The following is a 16794-nucleotide window of genomic DNA, read 5'->3' on the forward strand; positions in this document are numbered from 1 at the left end:
ACTGCCCACCATGACCGCAACCGACGAATGGCTGAGCGTCGAATCGCTCGACATCGAGGCCCAGGGCGTCGCCCACAACCAGGACGGCAAGGTCGTCTTCATCGACGGGGCCCTGCCACGTGAGCAGGTGCAGGTCGAGGTGCACCGGCGGAAGAACCAGTGGGAGCAGGCCAGCATGGTCGCGCTGCGCCGTGAGAGCGCCCAGCGCGTGCGTCCGCGCTGCCCGCATTTCGGCCTGCATGCGGGCGCCTGCGGCGGCTGCAAGATGCAGCACCTGGAGGCTTCCGCCCAGGTGGCGATCAAGCAGCGTGTCCTGGAAGACAATCTGGCGCACCTGGGCAAGGTGCGGCCGGAGCGCGTGCTGCGCCCGATCGAAGGCCCCAGCTGGGGCTATCGCCTGCGCGCCCGCTTCTCGGTGCGGCACGTGCCCAAGAAGGGCACGGTGCTGGTCGGGTTCCATGAGCGCAAGTCGCGCTACGTGGCCGATATCCGCGAATGCCACGTGGTGCCCCGGGCGGTGAGCGACCTGCTGCTGCCCCTGCGAGAGCTCATCGGTGGCATGGAAGCGCGCGACCGACTGCCGCAGATCGAGCTGGCGGTGGGAGAGGGCGTCACGGCCCTGGTGCTGCGCCACTTGGAGCCCCTGTCGGCCGGCGATGCGCAGCGACTGCGCGACTTCGCTGCCCGCCACGGCGTGCAGTGGTGGCTGCAGCCCAAGGGCCCGGACACCGTGCATCTGCTGGACGCCGACGGGCCGGAGCTTGCGTACCGCCTGCCCGAGTTCGGCCTGGTGATGCCCTTCAAGCCCACCGACTTCACGCAGGTGAACCACCAGATCAACACCGTGCTGGTGGGGCGCGCGGTGAGGCTGCTGGACGTGCAGCCCCACGAGCGGGTGATCGACTGGTTCTGCGGCCTGGGCAACTTCACCCTGCCGCTGGCCACGCGCGCCCGCGAGGTGCTGGGCATCGAGGGCAGCGAGACGCTGGTCGCGCGCTCGCGCGAGAACGCGGCACGCAACGGCCTGGCAGCCCACACCGCGTTCGCCGCCCGCAACCTGTTCGAGCTCACGCCGGCCGACCTGGTGTCGTTCGGCGTGGCCGACAAGTGGCTGGTGGACCCGCCGCGCGAGGGCGCCTTCGCCCTGGCGAAGGCCCTGGGCGACCTGGCCGCCGAGCCGGTGGCCGGCTGGACGCCGCCGCGGCGCATCGTCTATGTCAGCTGCAACCCTGCCACGCTGGCCCGGGATGCCGGGCTGCTGGTGCACGTGGCCGGCTACCGCTGCGTGGCCGCGGGGGCGGTGAACATGTTCCCGCACACCGCCCACGTGGAAAGCATGGCGGTGTTCGAGCGGGCGGCCCCGGCGGCCTAACCGAGCATCATGGCGCGGAACCCGCGCCAGGACAGCAGGCTGCCCGGCATGCGCCGCTCGTTGAGGATGTCGGACAGCCGCTGCACCGTGCGCTGGCTGCGGCGTGCACGCCAGACCATCAGCCCCACCAGCAGCGGGTGGCGGTTGAAGCTGGCGGCCTGCCGGTACATGCGAAAGCGCGGCAGCAGCGCTTGCATGCGCACGTCGTAGTCGGCCCGCACGGCCGCGTCGCCCGATCCCCACCCGCCCAGCAGCGCGCGTGCGGCCGCGATGCCGGTTTCCAGCGCCTTGCCGATGCCCTCTCCCGTGAAGGCATAGGTGCTGCCGGCGGCCTCGCCGGCGACCAGCACACCCGGCGCGTGCCAGCGGGCGCCGTCCAGGTCGCAGCGCAGCGGCGCACCCTTGAGCTCGCCGAGCAGCTGCCCCTCGTGCATCAGGCGCGCCGCCACCGGGTCGGCGGCGAGGAAATCGTCGAACAGCGTGCGCAGGTTGGGGCCCGAGCGCTTGCCGCTGGCCACGGGCTCCTGCCCATCGGTGGCGACGGTGTGGCTGTCGAGCACCCCCACGCCGATGTTGTAGCGGCCCTCGCCCGCCGGGAACACCCAGCCATAGCCGCCGCGCAGGCGCCGGTGCCACACGAAGCGCAGGTTCGGAACCTCCGCCGCCATGTCCGGGTGGTGGACGTAGGCGCGCAGCGCCATGGCGCTGGGGGTGCGCCGTTCGCACAGCCCGGCCGCCAGCAGCGCCGCCGGCGGTGCGCCCGTGGCCAGCACGGTCCAGGTGGCGGCGAGCAGGCGTTCGTCAGTGCCTTGCCGCAGGCGCGCGCCGGTGACGCGGCCGTCCGGCCCCGTCAGGGGTGCCACGAAGCGCGCCGGAGCGACCATCCGTGCGCCGGCGTCCACCGCGGCCTGGCAGAGCAGGGCGTCCAGCTCCCGCCGGGGCAGCACCGCCAGCTCGCCGGGCACGTCCACCGAGGTGCCGCCCGGGGCCACGCAGCAGGCCGCCGACACCGCATGGGCGCGTGCCATCACTGCGTCGTGCACGCCGAGCTCGCGCAAGGCGGCATGGGCATCGGGCACCAGGCCGTCGCCGCAGACCTTGTCGCGCGGGAAGGCCTGGGCATCGACCAGCACCACCTGTCGCCCGGCCAGCGCCAGCACCCGGGCGCAGGCACTGCCGGCCGGGCCGGCGCCCACGACCAGCACGTCGCAGCGTTCGGGCAACTGGGCGAGCGGTTGGTTCCAGACGGACAAGGTCATGGCACGCGGCACGGACGGACGAGGTGGCGGCGATTGTGCATGCGGCGCCGTCGGGGCGGCGGGCCGGACGGGCGCGAAAAAGGGGCCCCGCGGGGCCCCTGGGCGGACGGCGCGGCGTCCCGTCAGTCGTTGTCGCCGCCGAAGATGCCGAGCAGCGCCAGGAGGCTCTGGAACACGTTGTAGACGTCCAGGTAGAGCGCCAGCGTGGCGCTGATGTAGTTGGTCTCGCCGCCGTCGATGACGCGCTTGAGGTCGTACACCATGAAGGCCGAGAACAGGCCGATGCACAGCACCGACAGGGTCAGGAACAGGGCGCTGGACTGCACGAAGAAGTTGATCAGGCCGGCGACCAGGATGAGCAGGGCCCCCACGAAGAGGAACTTGCCCATGCCCGACAGGTCGCGCTTGATCACGGAGGCGAGCGAGGCCATGCCCAGGAACACCGCGGCCGTGCCGCCGAAGGCCGTCATGATGAGCGCACTGCCGTTGCTGAAGCCCAGCACCACGCCGATCAGGCGCGAGAGCATCAGGCCCATGAAGAACGTGAACGCCAGCAGCACGGCCACGCCCGCGGCCGAATGCTTGGTCTTCTCGATGGCGAACATGAAGCCGAAGGCGCCCACCAGGAACACCACGAGGCTGATCCCCGGCCCCATGGCGGCCGTGATGCCGGTGGCCACGCCCACCCAGGCGCCCAGCACTGTGGGCACCATGGACAGGGCCAGCAGCCAGTAGGTGTTGCGCAGGACCCGGTTGCGCTGGGCCGCCGTGCTGGCGCCCAGCTGGCCGGGGGAAGTGATCAGGCTGTCGTTCATGGAACCTCCGTCATCCGTGGGGTGGGGTGGAAGGGCCGCCGGACCGTCTCGCCCCGCCGGGGCACGGCCTCGGGGGTAGACCCCGGTGGGGAAATTCTAGTTCCATGACCGCCAGACTTGGCTTGGTGGCCCGTACTGGCTATACTTAGCGGGTTTACCCGAAATCACCGCAAGCCCAGCGAAACTCCCCCACACGGTTTCCTCTCGAGTCCTGCCCCTGCCTGGCTCTCGCGTGCACGACCTGCACTGCCGATGCCGGGTGAAGCCCCCAACGGGTTTCAGGTCGTGGGCCCGGGCTGGGTGCGCGAACACCGGAGTTTCCTCTTGTCGTCCGCTTCGTCGTCCCCGGCACCCTCGCTGGTGCCCGCCCAGGCGCCCGCTCTCCTGGCTCTTGCAGACGGCACGGTCTTTCAAGGCACCTCGATCGGCGCGGCCGGTCACACGGTCGGCGAGGTGGTGTTCAACACCTCCCTCACCGGCTATCAAGAAATCCTCACCGACCCGAGCTACTGCCGGCAGATCGTCACCCTGACGTATCCGCACATCGGCAACTACGGGATCAACGACGAGGATGTCGAGGCGCCGAAGGTCCATGCCGCTGGCCTGATCATCAAGGACCTGCCGGTCCGCGTGTCCAACTTCCGTGCCCAGCAGACCTTGCCGGAGTACCTGCGGGCGCAGGGCACGGTGGCGATCGCCGACATCGACACCCGCCGCCTGACGCGCGTGCTGCGCACCCGCGGCGCGCAGAACGGCTGCATCACCGGCTTTCCGGTGGCCCACGCCGTGACCGCGGATGACATCGCTCAGGCCGTGGCCCGCGCGCAGGCCGCGCCCAGCATGGCTGGCCAGGACCTGGCCCAGGTGGTGAGCGTGGCGGCCCCGTACGAGTGGACCGAAACCGAATGGTGCCTTGCCCGCGCGGATGGCACGCCGGGCTATGGCCAGCTGGCCGATGCGCGCCACCACGTGGTGGCCTACGACTATGGCGTGAAGCGCAACATCCTGCGCATGCTGGCCGAGCGCGGCTGCCGCGTGACGGTGGTGCCCGCCCGCACGCCGGCGGCCGACGTGCTGGCCATGCAGCCCGATGGGGTGTTTCTGTCCAACGGCCCCGGCGACCCCGAGCCGTGCGACTACGCCATCGCGGCCACGCGCGCCCTGGTCGACAGCGGCCTGCCCACCTTCGGTATCTGCCTGGGCCACCAGATCCTCGCGCTCGCCTCTGGTGCACGCACCTTCAAGATGAAGTTCGGCCACCACGGCGCGAACCACCCCGTGAAGGACCTGGACGACGGTCGCGTGTCCATCACCAGCCAGAACCACGGCTTCGCGGTGGATGAGTCGACCTTGCCGGCCAACCTGCGCGCCACGCACGTGAGCCTGTTCGACGGCACGCTGCAGGGCCTGGCGCGGACGGACAAGCCGGCGTTCTGCTTCCAGGGCCACCCGGAGGCCTCGCCCGGCCCGCACGACATCGGCTACCTGTTCGACCGCTTCATCGGCCTGATGGCCGCCCACCGCGGCTGACGGGGCCAGGACGGGACGCGGCGCCATGCTGGGCATCACCGACCTCTGGACCTACGTGCTGGGCACGATCGCCATCGTGCTGCTGCCGGGCCCGAACTCGCTGTTCGTGCTGTCGGTGGCGGCGCGGCGCGGCGTGCGGCACGGTTACGCGGCGGCCTGTGGCGTGTTCGTGGGCGACACGGTGCTCATGACGCTGGCCGCGCTCGGCGCGGCCTCGCTGCTCAAGGCCGTGCCGGCGCTGTTCCTCGTGATCAAGATGGTGGGCGCCGCCTACCTGGCCTGGGTGGGCGTGCAGCTCATCGCCGGGGCCGTGCGGCGCTGGCGCGGCCAGGTGGAGGCCGTGCGCACGTCCGACGAGGACCTCGCGAAGCCGTTCCGCAAGGCGCTGGTGGTGAGCCTGCTCAACCCCAAGGCCATCCTGTTCTTCGTCTCCTTCTTCATCCAGTTCGTGGACCCGGCCTACGCCTGGCCGGCGCTCACTTTCCTGGCTCTCGGCACCATCGCGCAGGTCTGCAGCGCGCTGTACCTGTCGGTCCTCATCTTCGCCGGCGCCCGCCTTGCGGCCGCCTTCGCGGCCCGGCGCCGCACCGCCAGCGTCGCGTCCTCGGGCGTCGGCGCCCTGTTCCTCGGCTTTGGCGCCAAGCTCGCCACCGCCAGCCTGGGCTGACACGCCCGGGCCGTCACCTGCACACATCCATGCCCAAGCGTACCGACCTGAAAAGCATCCTGATCATCGGGGCCGGCCCGATCATCATCGGCCAGGCCTGCGAGTTCGACTACTCCGGCGCGCAGGCCTGCAAGGCCCTGCGCGAGGAGGGCTACAAGGTCATCCTGGTCAACTCCAACCCGGCGACGATCATGACGGACCCCGACACGGCGGACGTCACCTACATCGAGCCGATCACCTGGCAGGTGGTGGAGAAGATCATCGCCAAGGAGCGGCCCGACGCGGTGCTGCCCACGATGGGGGGGCAGACCGCGCTGAACTGCGCGCTCGACCTGCACAAGCACGGCGTGCTGGCCAAGTACGGCGTGGAGATGATCGGCGCCAACGAGCACGCCATCGAGAAGGCCGAAGACCGCTTGAAGTTCAAGGACGCGATGACCAAGATCGGCCTGGGCTCGGCCAAGTCGGGCATCGCGCACTCGATGGAAGAGGCCTGGGCGGTGCAGAAGGGCATCCAGGCCGAGATCGGCGGCTCGGGCTTCCCGATGGTGATCCGCCCCAGCTTCACGCTCGGCGGCACGGGCGGCGGCATCGCCTACAACCCCGAGGAGTTCGAGGAGATCTGCAAGCGCGGCCTCGACCTGTCGCCGACGAACGAGCTGCTCATCGAGGAGTCGCTGATCGGCTGGAAGGAGTACGAGATGGAGGTCGTCCGCGACAAGGCGGACAACTGCATCATCGTGTGCTCCATCGAGAACCTCGACCCGATGGGCATCCACACCGGTGACTCGATCACCGTGGCCCCGTCGCAGACGCTGACCGACAAGGAATACCAGCTGCTGCGCAACGCGTCCATCGCCATCCTGCGCGAGATCGGCGTGGACACGGGCGGCTCGAACGTCCAGTTCTCCATCAACCCGCGCGACGGGCGCATGGTCGTCATCGAGATGAACCCGCGCGTGTCGCGTTCGTCCGCGCTGGCGTCCAAGGCCACCGGCTTCCCCATCGCCAAGGTGGCCGCCAAGCTGGCCGTGGGCTACACGCTCGACGAGCTGAAGAACGACATCACCGGCGGTGCCACGCCGGCGTCCTTCGAGCCGAGCATCGACTACGTCGTCACCAAGATCCCGCGCTTCGCGTTCGAGAAGTTCCCCGCGGCCGATGCGCACCTCACGACGCAGATGAAGTCCGTGGGCGAGGTGATGGCCATGGGCCGCACCTTCCAGGAGAGCTTCCAGAAGGCCCTGCGCGGCCTGGAGACCGGCATCGACGGCCTGAGCGAGCGCTCCACCGACCGCGAGGAGATCATCCAGGAAATCGGCGAGCCGGGGCCCGAGCGCATCCTCTTCGTGGCCGACGCCTTCCGCATCGGCATGACGCTGGACGAGATCTTCACCGAGACGGCCATCGACCCGTGGTTCCTGGCGCAGATCGAGCAGATCGTGGCCACCGAGAAGGCCCTGGCCGGCCGCGCGCTGGACGGCCTGTCCAAGGACGAGCTGGTGTTCCTCAAGCGCAAGGGCTTTGCCGACAAGCGCCTGGCCCGGCTGCTGGGAACGAACCAGCACGAGGTGCGTGCGCGCCGCCATGCACTGAACGTGCGCCCGGTGTACAAGCGGGTCGACACCTGCGCCGCCGAGTTCGCCACCCAGACCGCCTACCTCTACTCCACCTACGACGAGGAGTGCGAGGCCGAGCCCAGCGACAAGAAGAAGATCATGGTGCTCGGCGGCGGCCCCAACCGCATCGGCCAGGGCATCGAGTTCGACTACTGCTGCGTCCATGCCGCGCTCGCCATGCGCGAGGATGGCTACGAGACCATCATGGTCAACTGCAACCCCGAGACCGTGTCCACCGACTACGACACCTCCGACCGCCTGTACTTCGAGCCGGTCACGCTGGAGGACGTGCTGGAGATCGTGGACAAGGAGAAGCCCGTCGGCGTGATCGTGCAGTACGGCGGCCAGACGCCGCTGAAGCTGGCACTCGACCTGGAGCGCGCCGGCGTGCCCATCATCGGCACCTCGCCCGACAGCATCGACATCGCCGAGGACCGCGAGCGCTTCCAGCAGCTGCTGCACACCCTGGGCCTGAAGCAGCCGCCCAACCGCACGGCGCGCACCGAGGAGGCCGCGCTGCAGATGGCCCAGGAGATCGGCTACCCGCTGGTCGTGCGCCCCAGCTACGTGCTGGGTGGTCGCGCCATGGAGATCGTGCACGGCGACAAGGACCTGGAGCGCTACATGCGCGAGGCGGTGCGGGTGAGCGAGAAGTCACCGGTGCTGCTGGACCGCTTCCTGGACGACGCCATCGAGGTCGACGTCGACTGCATCAGCGACGGCACGGACGTCATGATCGGCGGCATCATGGAACACATCGAGCAGGCGGGCGTGCACTCCGGCGACTCGGCCTGCTCGCTGCCCCCGTACTCGCTGTCGGCCGCCCTGCAGGACGAGCTGCGTCGCCAGACCGCGCTGATGGCCAAGGCCCTCAAGGTGGTGGGCCTCATGAACGTGCAGTTCGCCATCCAGGGCGAGGGCGACGAGTCGGTGGTGTACGTGCTGGAAGTGAACCCGCGCGCCTCGCGCACGGTGCCCTTCGTGTCCAAGGCCACCGGCCAGCCGCTGGCCAAGATCGCCGCGCGCTGCATGGCCGGCCAGAAGCTGCAGGACCAGCGCGGGCGCGACGGCCAGCCGCCGCACGAGGTGGTGCCGCCGTACTTCAGCGTGAAGGAAGCCGTCTTCCCGTTCAACAAGTTCCCCGGTGTCGATCCCATCCTCGGCCCGGAGATGCGCTCCACCGGCGAGGTGATGGGCGTGGGCTACAGCTTCGGCGAGGCCATGCTCAAGAGCCAGGTCGGCGCGGGCTCGCGCCTGCCCACCAAGGGCACGGTGGTGATCACCGTGAAGAACGCCGACAAGGACCGTGCGGTCAAGGTCGCGGGGGACCTGGTGGACCTGGGCTACCAGGTGGTGGCCACGAAGGGCACCGCGGCGGCCATCGCGGCGGCCGGCGTGCCGGTGAAGGTGGTCAACAAGGTCAAGGATGGCCGGCCGCACATCGCCGACATGATCAAGGCCGGTGAGATCCAGCTGGTCTTCACCACCGTGGACGAGACCCGCACCGCCATCGCCGACTCGCGCTACATCCGCACGGCCGCACTGGCCAACCGGGTGACCTACTACACGACGATGGCCGGCTGCGAGGCCGCCACCGAGGCGCTGAAGCACTCCACCGATCCGCGCGTGCTGTCGCTGCAGGAACTGCACGCCGCCCTGGCCTGATCACGCCCTGCCGCCGGAGCGGCCCTCGGGTTGCGCCGGGGCTTGCACGCCCGCCAAACTCCTCTAAACTCCTGGCAAAGCGCGCCTTCCCGGCGCGTTTTCCTTTTTCTCCCAGCACCTGTCATGACCACGATCCCCCTCACCAAGCGCGGCGCCGAGAAGCTGAAGGAAGAACTGCACCGGCTCAAGACCGTGGAGCGCCATGCGGTGATCCAGGCGATCGCCGAAGCCCGCGCGCAGGGCGACCTGTCCGAGAACGCCGAGTACGACGCCGCCAAGGACAAGCAGGGCTTCATCGAAGGCCGCATCCTCGAGATCGAGGGCAAGCTCGCGGCCGCGCAGATCATCGATCCGGCCACGGTGGACGCGGGCGGCCGCGTGGTCTTCGGCGCCACCGTGGAGCTCGAGGAAGAGGAGTCCGGCGCCCAGGTCACGTACCAGATCGTGGGCGACGACGAGGCCGACCTGAAGCTGGGCCTGGTGTCCATCAGCTCGCCCATCGCCCGAGCCCTCATCGGCAAGGAAGTCGGGGACGTGGCCGAGGTGCGCGCACCGGGCGGCGTCAAGAGCTACGAGATCGTCGCGGTGCGCTACCAGTGAACGGCAAGGCGCTCGCGGCGCGGGCGCCCGAGCGCCTGCGGCGGCTGCTGCCCGGGCCGTGGGTGGGGGTGCTGCTGTGCATCGCGCTCATCGCCACGCCGGCACCGTTCGCCACCCTGGCCCAGGCGGACGCCGGGCGCGTGGTGGCGCGCATCTTTGCGGTGGAGGCGCCGCTGAGCCTGGCGCTTGGCGTGGCCATGCTGCTGCTGGAGCGGCGGGCCGCGCGGGCGATGGGCCGTGGCGGATGGACCTGGCCGATGGGGCTGGCCGCGCTGGCGCTGTTCTGCACCGTGGCCGGCTACTACGGGGTCCAGCCGATGCTGGCCGCCGCGCGCGCGGGGCAGGGCGCCTGGACCTTCGGCCAGCTGCACGCCCTGAGTTTCGGCCTGTTCGGGCTCAAGCTCCTGGCGGTGGCCGTGCTGGCCTGGCGCCAGGCGGGCGAGATCAGCCCTGGGCCCGCTTCTTGACGCTGGTGGCGCGCGACTTGGCGCGCTTGATCTGTCCGCCGGCGGTCACCCGCTGGTTGCCCATCACGGTGACCTTCTTCACCGTGGGGCGGTGGTTGCCGCTCTTGGAGAAGCTCACCAGCTTCACGGTACGCGGACCGGGCTTGCGCTCGTCCTTCTCGGGGGCGGCCTTCTCGGGCACCGGGCGCCACAGCACCAGCAGCTTGCCGATGTGCTGCACCGGTGCGGCGTCCAGGCGCTCGGCCAGCTCGCCGAGCGCGGCCTCGCGGGCGGCGCGGTCATCGGAGAACATGCGGATCTTGATGAGGCCGTGCGCCTTGAGCGCGGCGTCGATTTCCTTCACGACGGCCGGGGTGATCCCTTCGGCGCCGATCATCACCACCGGGTCCAGGTGGTGGGCTTCCCCGCGCTTGGCCTTGCGGTCGGCGGGATTCAGTTCAATGGCGGGCATGCGCGCATTATCCCGTCCTCCTTCCCTCCGCACCGCGGTAGTTCCATGAAGATCAAGACGAAGAGCAAGAAGGTCAACAAGGCCTGGCTGCACGATCACCTGACGGACCCCTACGTCAAGATGGCCCAGAAGGAGGGCTACCGGGCCCGTGCGGCCTACAAGCTGAAGGAGATCGACGAGGCGCTCGGGCTCGTGCGGCCAGGCCAGGTGGTGGTCGACCTGGGTGCCGCGCCCGGTGCCTGGAGCCAGTACCTGCGCCGCCGCTTCGCCCCCAAGGTGGCCGGCGTGGGCGGTGCGGCCACCGGCGAACTCGACGGCACCATCATCGCGCTGGACCTGCTCGAGTTCGAGCCCATCGACGGGGTCACGTTCATCCAGGGCGACTTCCGGGAGGACGAGGTGATGCACCAGCTCGAGGCGGCGCTGGCCGGCCGGCCGGTGGACCTGGTGGTCTCCGACATGGCCCCCAACCTCTCGGGCATCGCGTCATCCGATTCGGCCCGGGTGGCGCATCTGGTGGAACTGGCCGTGGAGTTCGCCACCCGCCACCTCAAGCCCGACGGGGCGCTGGTGACCAAGGTGTTCCATGGCAGTGGCTACAGCCAGTTGGTGGAACTGTTCAAGCGCGAGTTTCGCGTGGTGAAACCGATCAAGCCCAAGTCCTCGCGCGACAAGTCGGCTGAAACCTTTCTGGTCGGCCTGGGTCTGAAAGCCAGGGGCCCGGGCGGGTAAGCCCGACTGGACACCCCGTCGCCGCGGGCCTTCGTGCCGCCGTGGGTATGCGGCTGCCCTGCGGCCCGCGCACCTTGACTGCACTAGAATCGTCCCCATATGCCTCGCATGGCGCCCGTGGGCGGGCAGGCCATGTCCCAGAGGTTCGAGCAAAGGAATTACGGTGAACAATCAGTGGATGTCGAAGGTCGCCGTCTGGCTGGTGATCGCCTTGGTGCTGTTCACCGTCTTCAAGCAATTCGACAAGCCGCGCGCCAATGAACAGGTGACCTACACCCAGTTCATGGAAGACGCCAAGCAAGGCCGCATCAAGCGCGTCGAGGTGCAGGGCCGCAACCTGAAGGTCACCCCCAACGAGGGAACGCCGTTCACCATCTCGTCGCCCGGCGACCTGTGGATGGTGGGCGACCTCATGAAGTACGGCGTGCAGGTGTCGGGCAAGCCCGACGAGGAGCCGTCGCTGCTGCAGACGCTGCTGCTGTCCTGGGGCCCGATGCTGCTGCTCATCGGCGTCTGGATCTACTTCATGCGCCAGATGCAGGGCGGCGGCAAGGGCGGCGCGTTCAGCTTCGGCAAGTCCAAGGCGCGCATGCTGGACGAGTCCAACAACACCACCACCTTCTCCGACGTGGCCGGCTGCGACGAGGCCAAGGAAGAGGTCAAGGAACTGGTGGACTTCCTGAAGGACCCGCAGAAGTTCCAGAAGCTGGGTGGGCGCATTCCGCGCGGTGTTCTGCTGGTCGGGCCTCCGGGCACCGGCAAGACCCTGCTGGCCAAGGCCATCGCCGGCGAGGCGAAGGTGCCGTTCTTCTCGATCTCCGGCTCCGACTTCGTCGAGATGTTCGTCGGCGTGGGCGCGGCCCGCGTGCGCGACATGTTCGAGCAGGCGAAGAAGAGCGCACCGTGCATCATCTTCGTCGACGAGATCGACGCCGTGGGCCGTCACCGCGGCGCCGGCCTGGGCGGCGGCAACGACGAGCGCGAGCAGACGCTCAACCAGATGCTGGTCGAGATGGACGGCTTCGAGACCAATCTCGGCGTGATCGTGATGGCGGCCACCAACCGGCCGGACATCCTCGACCCCGCGCTGCTGCGCCCGGGCCGCTTCGACCGCCAGGTGTACGTGACGCTGCCGGACATCCGCGGCCGCGAGCAGATCCTCAACGTGCACATGCGCAAGGTGCCCGTGGGCACCGACGTCAAGGCCGACATCATCGCCCGCGGCACGCCGGGCTTCTCCGGCGCCGACCTGGCCAACCTGGTGAACGAGGCCGCGCTGTTCGCTGCCCGCCGCAACGCCCGCGTGGTCGAGATGATCGACTTCGAGCGCGCCAAGGACAAGATCATCATGGGCACCGAGCGCAAGTCCATGGTGATGGACGAGGAAGAGCGCCGCAACACGGCCTACCACGAGGCCGGCCACGCCCTGATCGGCCGGCTGCTGCCCAAGCTCGATCCGGTGCACAAGGTGACCATCATCCCGCGCGGCGGCGCGCTAGGCGTCACCGTCTCGCTGCCCGAGAAGGATCGCTACAGCACCGACAAGGTGCGCATGCTGAGCATGATCTCCATGCTCTTCGGCGGCCGGATCGCGGAAGAGGTGTTCATGAACCAGATGACCACCGGCGCCAGCAACGACTTCGAGCGCGCCACGCACATCGCTCGCGACATGGTCATGCGCTACGGCATGAGCGATTCGCTGGGTCCCATGGTCTATGCCGAGAACGAGGGCGAGGTCTTCCTCGGCCGTTCGGTGACCAAGACGACCAACGTGTCCGAAGAGACGATGCGCAAGGTGGATACCGAGGTCCGGCGCATCATCGACGAGCAGTACGCGATCGCGCGTCGCCTGATCGAGGAGCATCAGGACAAGATGCATGCGATGGCCAAGGCGCTGCTCGAGTGGGAAACCATCGATGGCGAGCAGATCGACGACATCATGAACGACAAGCCGCCGCGCCCGCCCAAGGACTGGAGCCCGTCGGCCAACCGGTCGGGCGGCGGGGCCGTGCCCCCTGTCAACCCGGACAGCGCGCCGGCCGCCGCCTGAGGCGGCCCCCACCGCCGGCGATCCGACGGGGCCCTCGCGGGCCCCGTTTGCCATCCAGCCCCGCTTTGCCCGCTGACGGGCCTGACCGCGTGACCGAACACCGCACGACCGACCCCTCCGCCCGCTGGCAGGCGGGGCGGTTCGACCTGGACCTGTCCGTCCGCCCGCTGGTGATGGGCATCGTCAACGCGACGCCCGATTCCTTCTCGGACGGCGGCCGCCATGCCGACGAAGTCGCCGCCTGCGCGCATTGCGAGCGGCTGGTCGAGGAAGGCGCCGACGTCCTGGACATCGGCGGCGAGTCGACCCGGCCAGGCGCGACGCCGCCGCCCGAGCAGGAGGAACTGGCCCGCGTGCTGCCGGTGGTCCGCCATGCGGTGCGGCTCGGGGTGCCGGTGTCGGTGGACACCAGCCGGCCGGCCGTGATGGCCGCCGTGCTGGAGGCAGGCGCCGACGTGATCAACGACGTGCGTGCGCTGCGGCTGCCCGGTGCCCTGGCCGCCGTGGTGGCCCATGGCTCGGCCGGCGTGTGCCTGATGCACATGCAGGGTGAGCCGGCGCAGATGCAACAGGCCCCTCACTACGGCGACGTGGTCCCGGAAGTGTCCGCCTTCCTGGCGCAACGCCTGGACGCCGTGCAGGCGGCGGGCGTCGCGGCGCAGCGCATCGTGCTGGACCCTGGCTATGGCTTCGGCAAGACGCTGGACCACAACCTGACGCTGTTCCGCGGACAGCGCCAGTTGTGCACGCTCGGACGGCCCCTGCTGGTGGGTTGGTCCCGCAAGGGCACGCTCGGACAACTGACCGGGCGCGCGGCCGGCGAGCGGCTGGCCGCCAGCGTCGGCGCCGCGCTGGCGGCCGTGGCGCACGGCGCCCGCATCGTGCGGGTGCACGATGTGGCCGCCACGGTGGACGCCCTGAAGATATGGAACGCTGCCGGCCTGGGCGCCGCGGCTTGACATCCTGCACTTGGAGGAGACACACCCCATGACACGTCGCTACTTCGGCACGGACGGCATTCGCGGCACGGTGGGCCAGGCCCCGATCACGGCGGACTTCGCGCTGCGTCTCGGCCACTCGGTGGGCCAGGTGCTGCGCCGGGCGCTCGGCGCGTCGGGCAACCGGCCCGCCACCGTGCTCATCGGCAAGGACACCCGCGTCTCCGGCTACATGCTGGAGTCCGCCCTGGAGGCGGGGTTCGCGTCGGCTGGCGTGAACGTGCTGCTCACCGGGCCGCTGCCCACGCCGGGCGTGGCCTACCTGACGCGCGCCCTGCGCCTGGACCTGGGCGTCGTCATCAGTGCCTCGCACAACGCCTATCCCGACAACGGGATCAAGTTCTTCTCGGCGCGCGGCGAGAAGCTGCCGGACGCCTGGGAACTGGAGGTGGAGGCGGCCCTGGACCAGACACCGGCGTGGGTGGACTCCGCGCGGCTGGGGCGCGCCCGGCGCGTCACGGACGCCCAGGGCCGTTACGTCGAGTTCTGCAAGTCCACGGTCAGCGGGGAGTTGACCCTCAAGGGCCTCAAGCTGGTGGTCGACGCCGCGCACGGCGCGGCCTACCAGGTGGCGCCCGCGGTGTTCCACGAACTGGGTGCCGAGGTGGTCAGCATCGGCTGCAGCCCCAACGGCACCAACATCAACGACGGCGTCGGCGCGACGGCGCCCCAGGCGCTGGTGGCGGCGGTGAAGGAGCATGGCGCCGACTATGGCGTGGCACTCGATGGAGACGCCGACCGCCTGCAACTGGTGGATGCCGACGGCCGGCTCTACAACGGCGACGAGCTGGTGTACCTGCTGGCTATGGACCGGCGGGCGCAGGGAGAAGCCGTGCCGGGCGTGGTCGGCACCCTCATGACCAACATGGCCGTGGAGGTGGCCCTGGCGGGGCAGGGCATGGAACTGGTGCGCGCCAAGGTGGGCGACCGGTACGTGCTCGAGGAGCTGGTGCGCCGCGGCTGGCTGCTCGGTGGGGAGAGCTCGGGGCACCTCCTGGCGCTGGACAAGCACAGCACGGGCGACGGCATCGTGAGCGCGCTGCAGGTGCTTCAGGCGGTGCAGCGTCGGGGCCAGTCGCTGGCTCGCCAGCTGGCCGAGGTGAAGCTCTACCCGCAGACCATGGTCAACGTGCGGCTGGCCGACGGCAGTGACTGGACCCGCAACAGTGCCTTGTCCCGGGAGATCGATGCCGTTCGTGCCGAACTGGGCCGCCATGGCCGCGTGCTCATCCGCGCCTCGGGCACCGAGCCGGTGCTGCGCGTGATGGTGGAGGCCCCCGACGCGGGCGTCTCCCGGGCGCAGGCCGAGCGGCTGGCCGCGGTGGCCAGGGGCTGACGACCCGCCCCCACCGCGGGGCATGACATGTCCATGACGCTCGTGTGACGCTTGTCATTGGCGTCACGCCGCTGTCACACAACCTTCCTACAGTGCCAGGCATCCGGTGAAGCGGCCTGCGGGCCGCGCCGGGCCCCTGTGATGAAAGGTTCATGACATGCTGAATGCTCTCGCTCGTCCCCTCTGGCTGGGTGCCGCCGCCCTGGCGCTGTCCACCTCCGCCCTGGCGCAGGACGTGACCGGCGCCGGCGCGACCTTCCCCGCTCCGCTGTACGCCAAGTGGGCCGACGCCTACCACAAGGCCAGCGGTGCCCGCATCAACTACCAGTCGGTCGGCTCCGGCGCCGGCATCAAGCAGATCAAGTCCAAGACGGTCGACTTCGGCGCGTCGGACATGCCGCTGAAGGACGAGGACCTGGCGGCCGACGGCCTGATGCAGTTCCCCACCGTGATCGGCGGCGTGGTGCCTGTCATCAACGTCAAGGGCATCGCCCCGGGCCAGCTCAAGCTGACCGGCCAGGTGCTGGGCGACATCTACCTGGGCAAGATCACCAAGTGGAACGACGCGGCGATCGCCGGCCTGAACGCCGGCGTGGCGCTGCCCGACGCCGACATCGCGGTGGTTCGCCGTGCCGACGGCTCCGGCACGAGCTTCATCTTCACCAACTACCTGAGCAAGGTGAACGCCGAGTGGAAGGCCAAGGTGGGTGAGGGCACGGCCGTGAACTGGCCCACCGGTGCCGGTGGCAAGGGCAACGAGGGCGTGGCCTCCTACGTGCAGCGCCTGCCGAACGCGATCGGCTACGTCGAGTACGCCTACGCCAAGCAGAACAAGATGTCGCACGTCCTGCTGAAGAACAAGGACGGTGTCTTCGTGGCGCCCGACGACGTCAACTTCAAGGCCGCGGCGGCCAACGCCGATTGGGCGAAGAGCTTCTTCCAGGTGCTCACCGAGCAGCCCGGCAAGGACTCGTGGCCGCTCACCGGCGCCACCTTCATCCTCATGCACAAGGTGCAGGCCAAGCCGGAGCAGGCGTCCGCCGCGCTCAAGTTCTTCGACTGGTCGTACGCCAATGGCGACAAGATGGCCGCCGAGCTGGAGTACGTGCCGCTGCCCGACAACGTCAAGGCGCTGGTGCGCAAGCAGTGGGGCGACGTCAAGGACGGCGCCGGCAAGCCGGTCGCGCTGAAGTGACGTTCCCGCCGCCGGCCCCCCGGGCCGGCGGCCGGACG

General features: G+C 69.7%; 14 protein-coding genes. 11 read left to right on the top strand and 3 right to left on the bottom strand.

Annotation, left to right across the window (positions count from 1 at the left end):
• Positions 1-10 precede the first annotated feature (10 nt).
• Complete coding sequence (gene rlmD, locus ACE3UN_RS04925) at positions 11-1372, top strand: 23S rRNA (uracil(1939)-C(5))-methyltransferase RlmD (RefSeq protein WP_374673803.1); 1362 nt, start codon at positions 11-13, stop codon at positions 1370-1372.
• On the opposite strand, the gene ACE3UN_RS04930 is transcribed toward rlmD, so the two are convergent.
• Together ACE3UN_RS04930 and ACE3UN_RS04935 are read right to left on the bottom strand one after the other, a co-directional pair.
• Positions 1369-2631 carry a geranylgeranyl reductase family protein gene (locus ACE3UN_RS04930; protein ID WP_374673804.1) on the bottom strand — a complete coding sequence of 421 codons (1263 nt, stop codon included), beginning with the start codon at positions 2629-2631 and terminating at the stop codon, positions 1369-1371. The two genes, rlmD and ACE3UN_RS04930, sit on opposite strands and share 4 nt — an antisense overlap.
• Before the next feature lie 122 nt (positions 2632-2753).
• A complete protein-coding gene (locus ACE3UN_RS04935) occupies positions 2754-3446 on the bottom strand; it encodes a Bax inhibitor-1/YccA family protein (RefSeq protein WP_374673805.1) in 693 nt (230 codons plus the stop codon).
• A 324-nt stretch (positions 3447-3770) separates the two neighbouring features.
• Between ACE3UN_RS04935 and carA the strand changes: the two genes are divergently transcribed.
• From carA to ACE3UN_RS04960, 5 genes are all read left to right on the top strand, one after another.
• Entirely contained in the window at positions 3771-4976 is a 1206-nt protein-coding gene (carA, locus tag ACE3UN_RS04940; RefSeq protein ID WP_374673806.1) for a glutamine-hydrolyzing carbamoyl-phosphate synthase small subunit, read from the top strand.
• A 25-nt stretch (positions 4977-5001) separates the two neighbouring features.
• Positions 5002-5643: a leucine efflux protein LeuE gene (leuE, locus tag ACE3UN_RS04945; RefSeq protein ID WP_374673807.1), complete on the top strand. Its 642-nt coding sequence runs from the start codon at positions 5002-5004 to the stop codon at positions 5641-5643.
• Between the two features lie 29 nt (positions 5644-5672).
• Positions 5673-8927 (top strand): carbamoyl-phosphate synthase large subunit, encoded by a 3255-nt coding sequence (carB, locus tag ACE3UN_RS04950; RefSeq protein WP_374673808.1) that lies wholly within the window; start codon positions 5673-5675, stop codon positions 8925-8927.
• A gap of 123 nt (positions 8928-9050) precedes the next feature.
• Positions 9051-9527, top strand: coding sequence for a transcription elongation factor GreA (gene greA, locus ACE3UN_RS04955; protein ID WP_374673809.1), 477 nt, complete (start codon positions 9051-9053; stop codon positions 9525-9527).
• Positions 9524-9994, top strand: coding sequence for a DUF4149 domain-containing protein (locus tag ACE3UN_RS04960; RefSeq protein ID WP_374673810.1), 471 nt, complete (start codon positions 9524-9526; stop codon positions 9992-9994). Before greA ends, ACE3UN_RS04960 begins: the two co-directional genes overlap by 4 nt.
• Here ACE3UN_RS04960 and ACE3UN_RS04965 read toward each other — a convergent pair.
• Positions 9972-10445 (bottom strand): YhbY family RNA-binding protein, encoded by a 474-nt coding sequence (locus ACE3UN_RS04965; protein ID WP_374673811.1) that lies wholly within the window; start codon positions 10443-10445, stop codon positions 9972-9974. The genes ACE3UN_RS04960 and ACE3UN_RS04965 overlap by 23 nt on opposite strands.
• 45 nt (positions 10446-10490) lie before the next feature.
• Here ACE3UN_RS04965 and ACE3UN_RS04970 point away from each other — a divergent pair, with 45 nt between their 5' ends.
• The 5 genes from ACE3UN_RS04970 (at position 10491) to pstS (ending at position 16756) form a co-directional block, all read left to right on the top strand.
• Positions 10491-11177, top strand: a complete 687-nt coding sequence (locus ACE3UN_RS04970) for an RlmE family RNA methyltransferase (protein ID WP_374673812.1) — start codon at positions 10491-10493, stop codon at positions 11175-11177.
• A 163-nt stretch (positions 11178-11340) separates the two neighbouring features.
• A complete protein-coding gene (gene ftsH / locus ACE3UN_RS04975; RefSeq protein WP_374673813.1) occupies positions 11341-13227 on the top strand; it encodes an ATP-dependent zinc metalloprotease FtsH in 1887 nt (628 codons plus the stop codon).
• A 173-nt stretch (positions 13228-13400) separates the two neighbouring features.
• Positions 13401-14186 (top strand): dihydropteroate synthase, encoded by a 786-nt coding sequence (folP, locus tag ACE3UN_RS04980; RefSeq protein ID WP_374673910.1) that lies wholly within the window; start codon positions 13401-13403, stop codon positions 14184-14186.
• Positions 14187-14214: 28 nt separating this feature from the next.
• Entirely contained in the window at positions 14215-15561 is a 1347-nt protein-coding gene (gene glmM, locus ACE3UN_RS04985) for a phosphoglucosamine mutase (protein WP_374673814.1), read from the top strand.
• Positions 15562-15718: 157 nt separating this feature from the next.
• On the top strand, positions 15719-16756 hold the full coding sequence (gene pstS, locus ACE3UN_RS04990) for a phosphate ABC transporter substrate-binding protein PstS (RefSeq protein WP_374673815.1): 1038 nt from the start codon (positions 15719-15721) through the stop codon (positions 16754-16756).
• The last annotated feature ends 38 nt before the right edge of the window (positions 16757-16794 follow it).

This window comes from Ideonella sp. (genome assembly GCF_041918995.1).
Lineage (GTDB): Bacteria > Pseudomonadota > Gammaproteobacteria > Burkholderiales > Burkholderiaceae_C > Ideonella.

Coding starts and splice junctions, on each gene's coding strand:
- ACE3UN_RS04935 (WP_374673805.1), bottom strand. CDS start 3,446: ATGAACGACAGCCTGATCACTTCCCCCGGCCAGCTGGGCGCCAGCACG.
- leuE (WP_374673807.1), top strand. CDS start 5,002: ATGCTGGGCATCACCGACCTCTGGACCTACGTGCTGGGCACGATCGCC.
- rlmD (WP_374673803.1), top strand. CDS start 11: ATGACCGCAACCGACGAATGGCTGAGCGTCGAATCGCTCGACATCGAG.
- greA (WP_374673809.1), top strand. CDS start 9,051: ATGACCACGATCCCCCTCACCAAGCGCGGCGCCGAGAAGCTGAAGGAA.
- ACE3UN_RS04930 (WP_374673804.1), bottom strand. CDS start 2,631: ATGACCTTGTCCGTCTGGAACCAACCGCTCGCCCAGTTGCCCGAACGC.
- ACE3UN_RS04965 (WP_374673811.1), bottom strand. CDS start 10,445: ATGCCCGCCATTGAACTGAATCCCGCCGACCGCAAGGCCAAGCGCGGG.
- ACE3UN_RS04970 (WP_374673812.1), top strand. CDS start 10,491: ATGAAGATCAAGACGAAGAGCAAGAAGGTCAACAAGGCCTGGCTGCAC.
- pstS (WP_374673815.1), top strand. CDS start 15,719: ATGCTGAATGCTCTCGCTCGTCCCCTCTGGCTGGGTGCCGCCGCCCTG.
- glmM (WP_374673814.1), top strand. CDS start 14,215: ATGACACGTCGCTACTTCGGCACGGACGGCATTCGCGGCACGGTGGGC.
- folP (WP_374673910.1), top strand. CDS start 13,401: ATGGGCATCGTCAACGCGACGCCCGATTCCTTCTCGGACGGCGGCCGC.
- carB (WP_374673808.1), top strand. CDS start 5,673: ATGCCCAAGCGTACCGACCTGAAAAGCATCCTGATCATCGGGGCCGGC.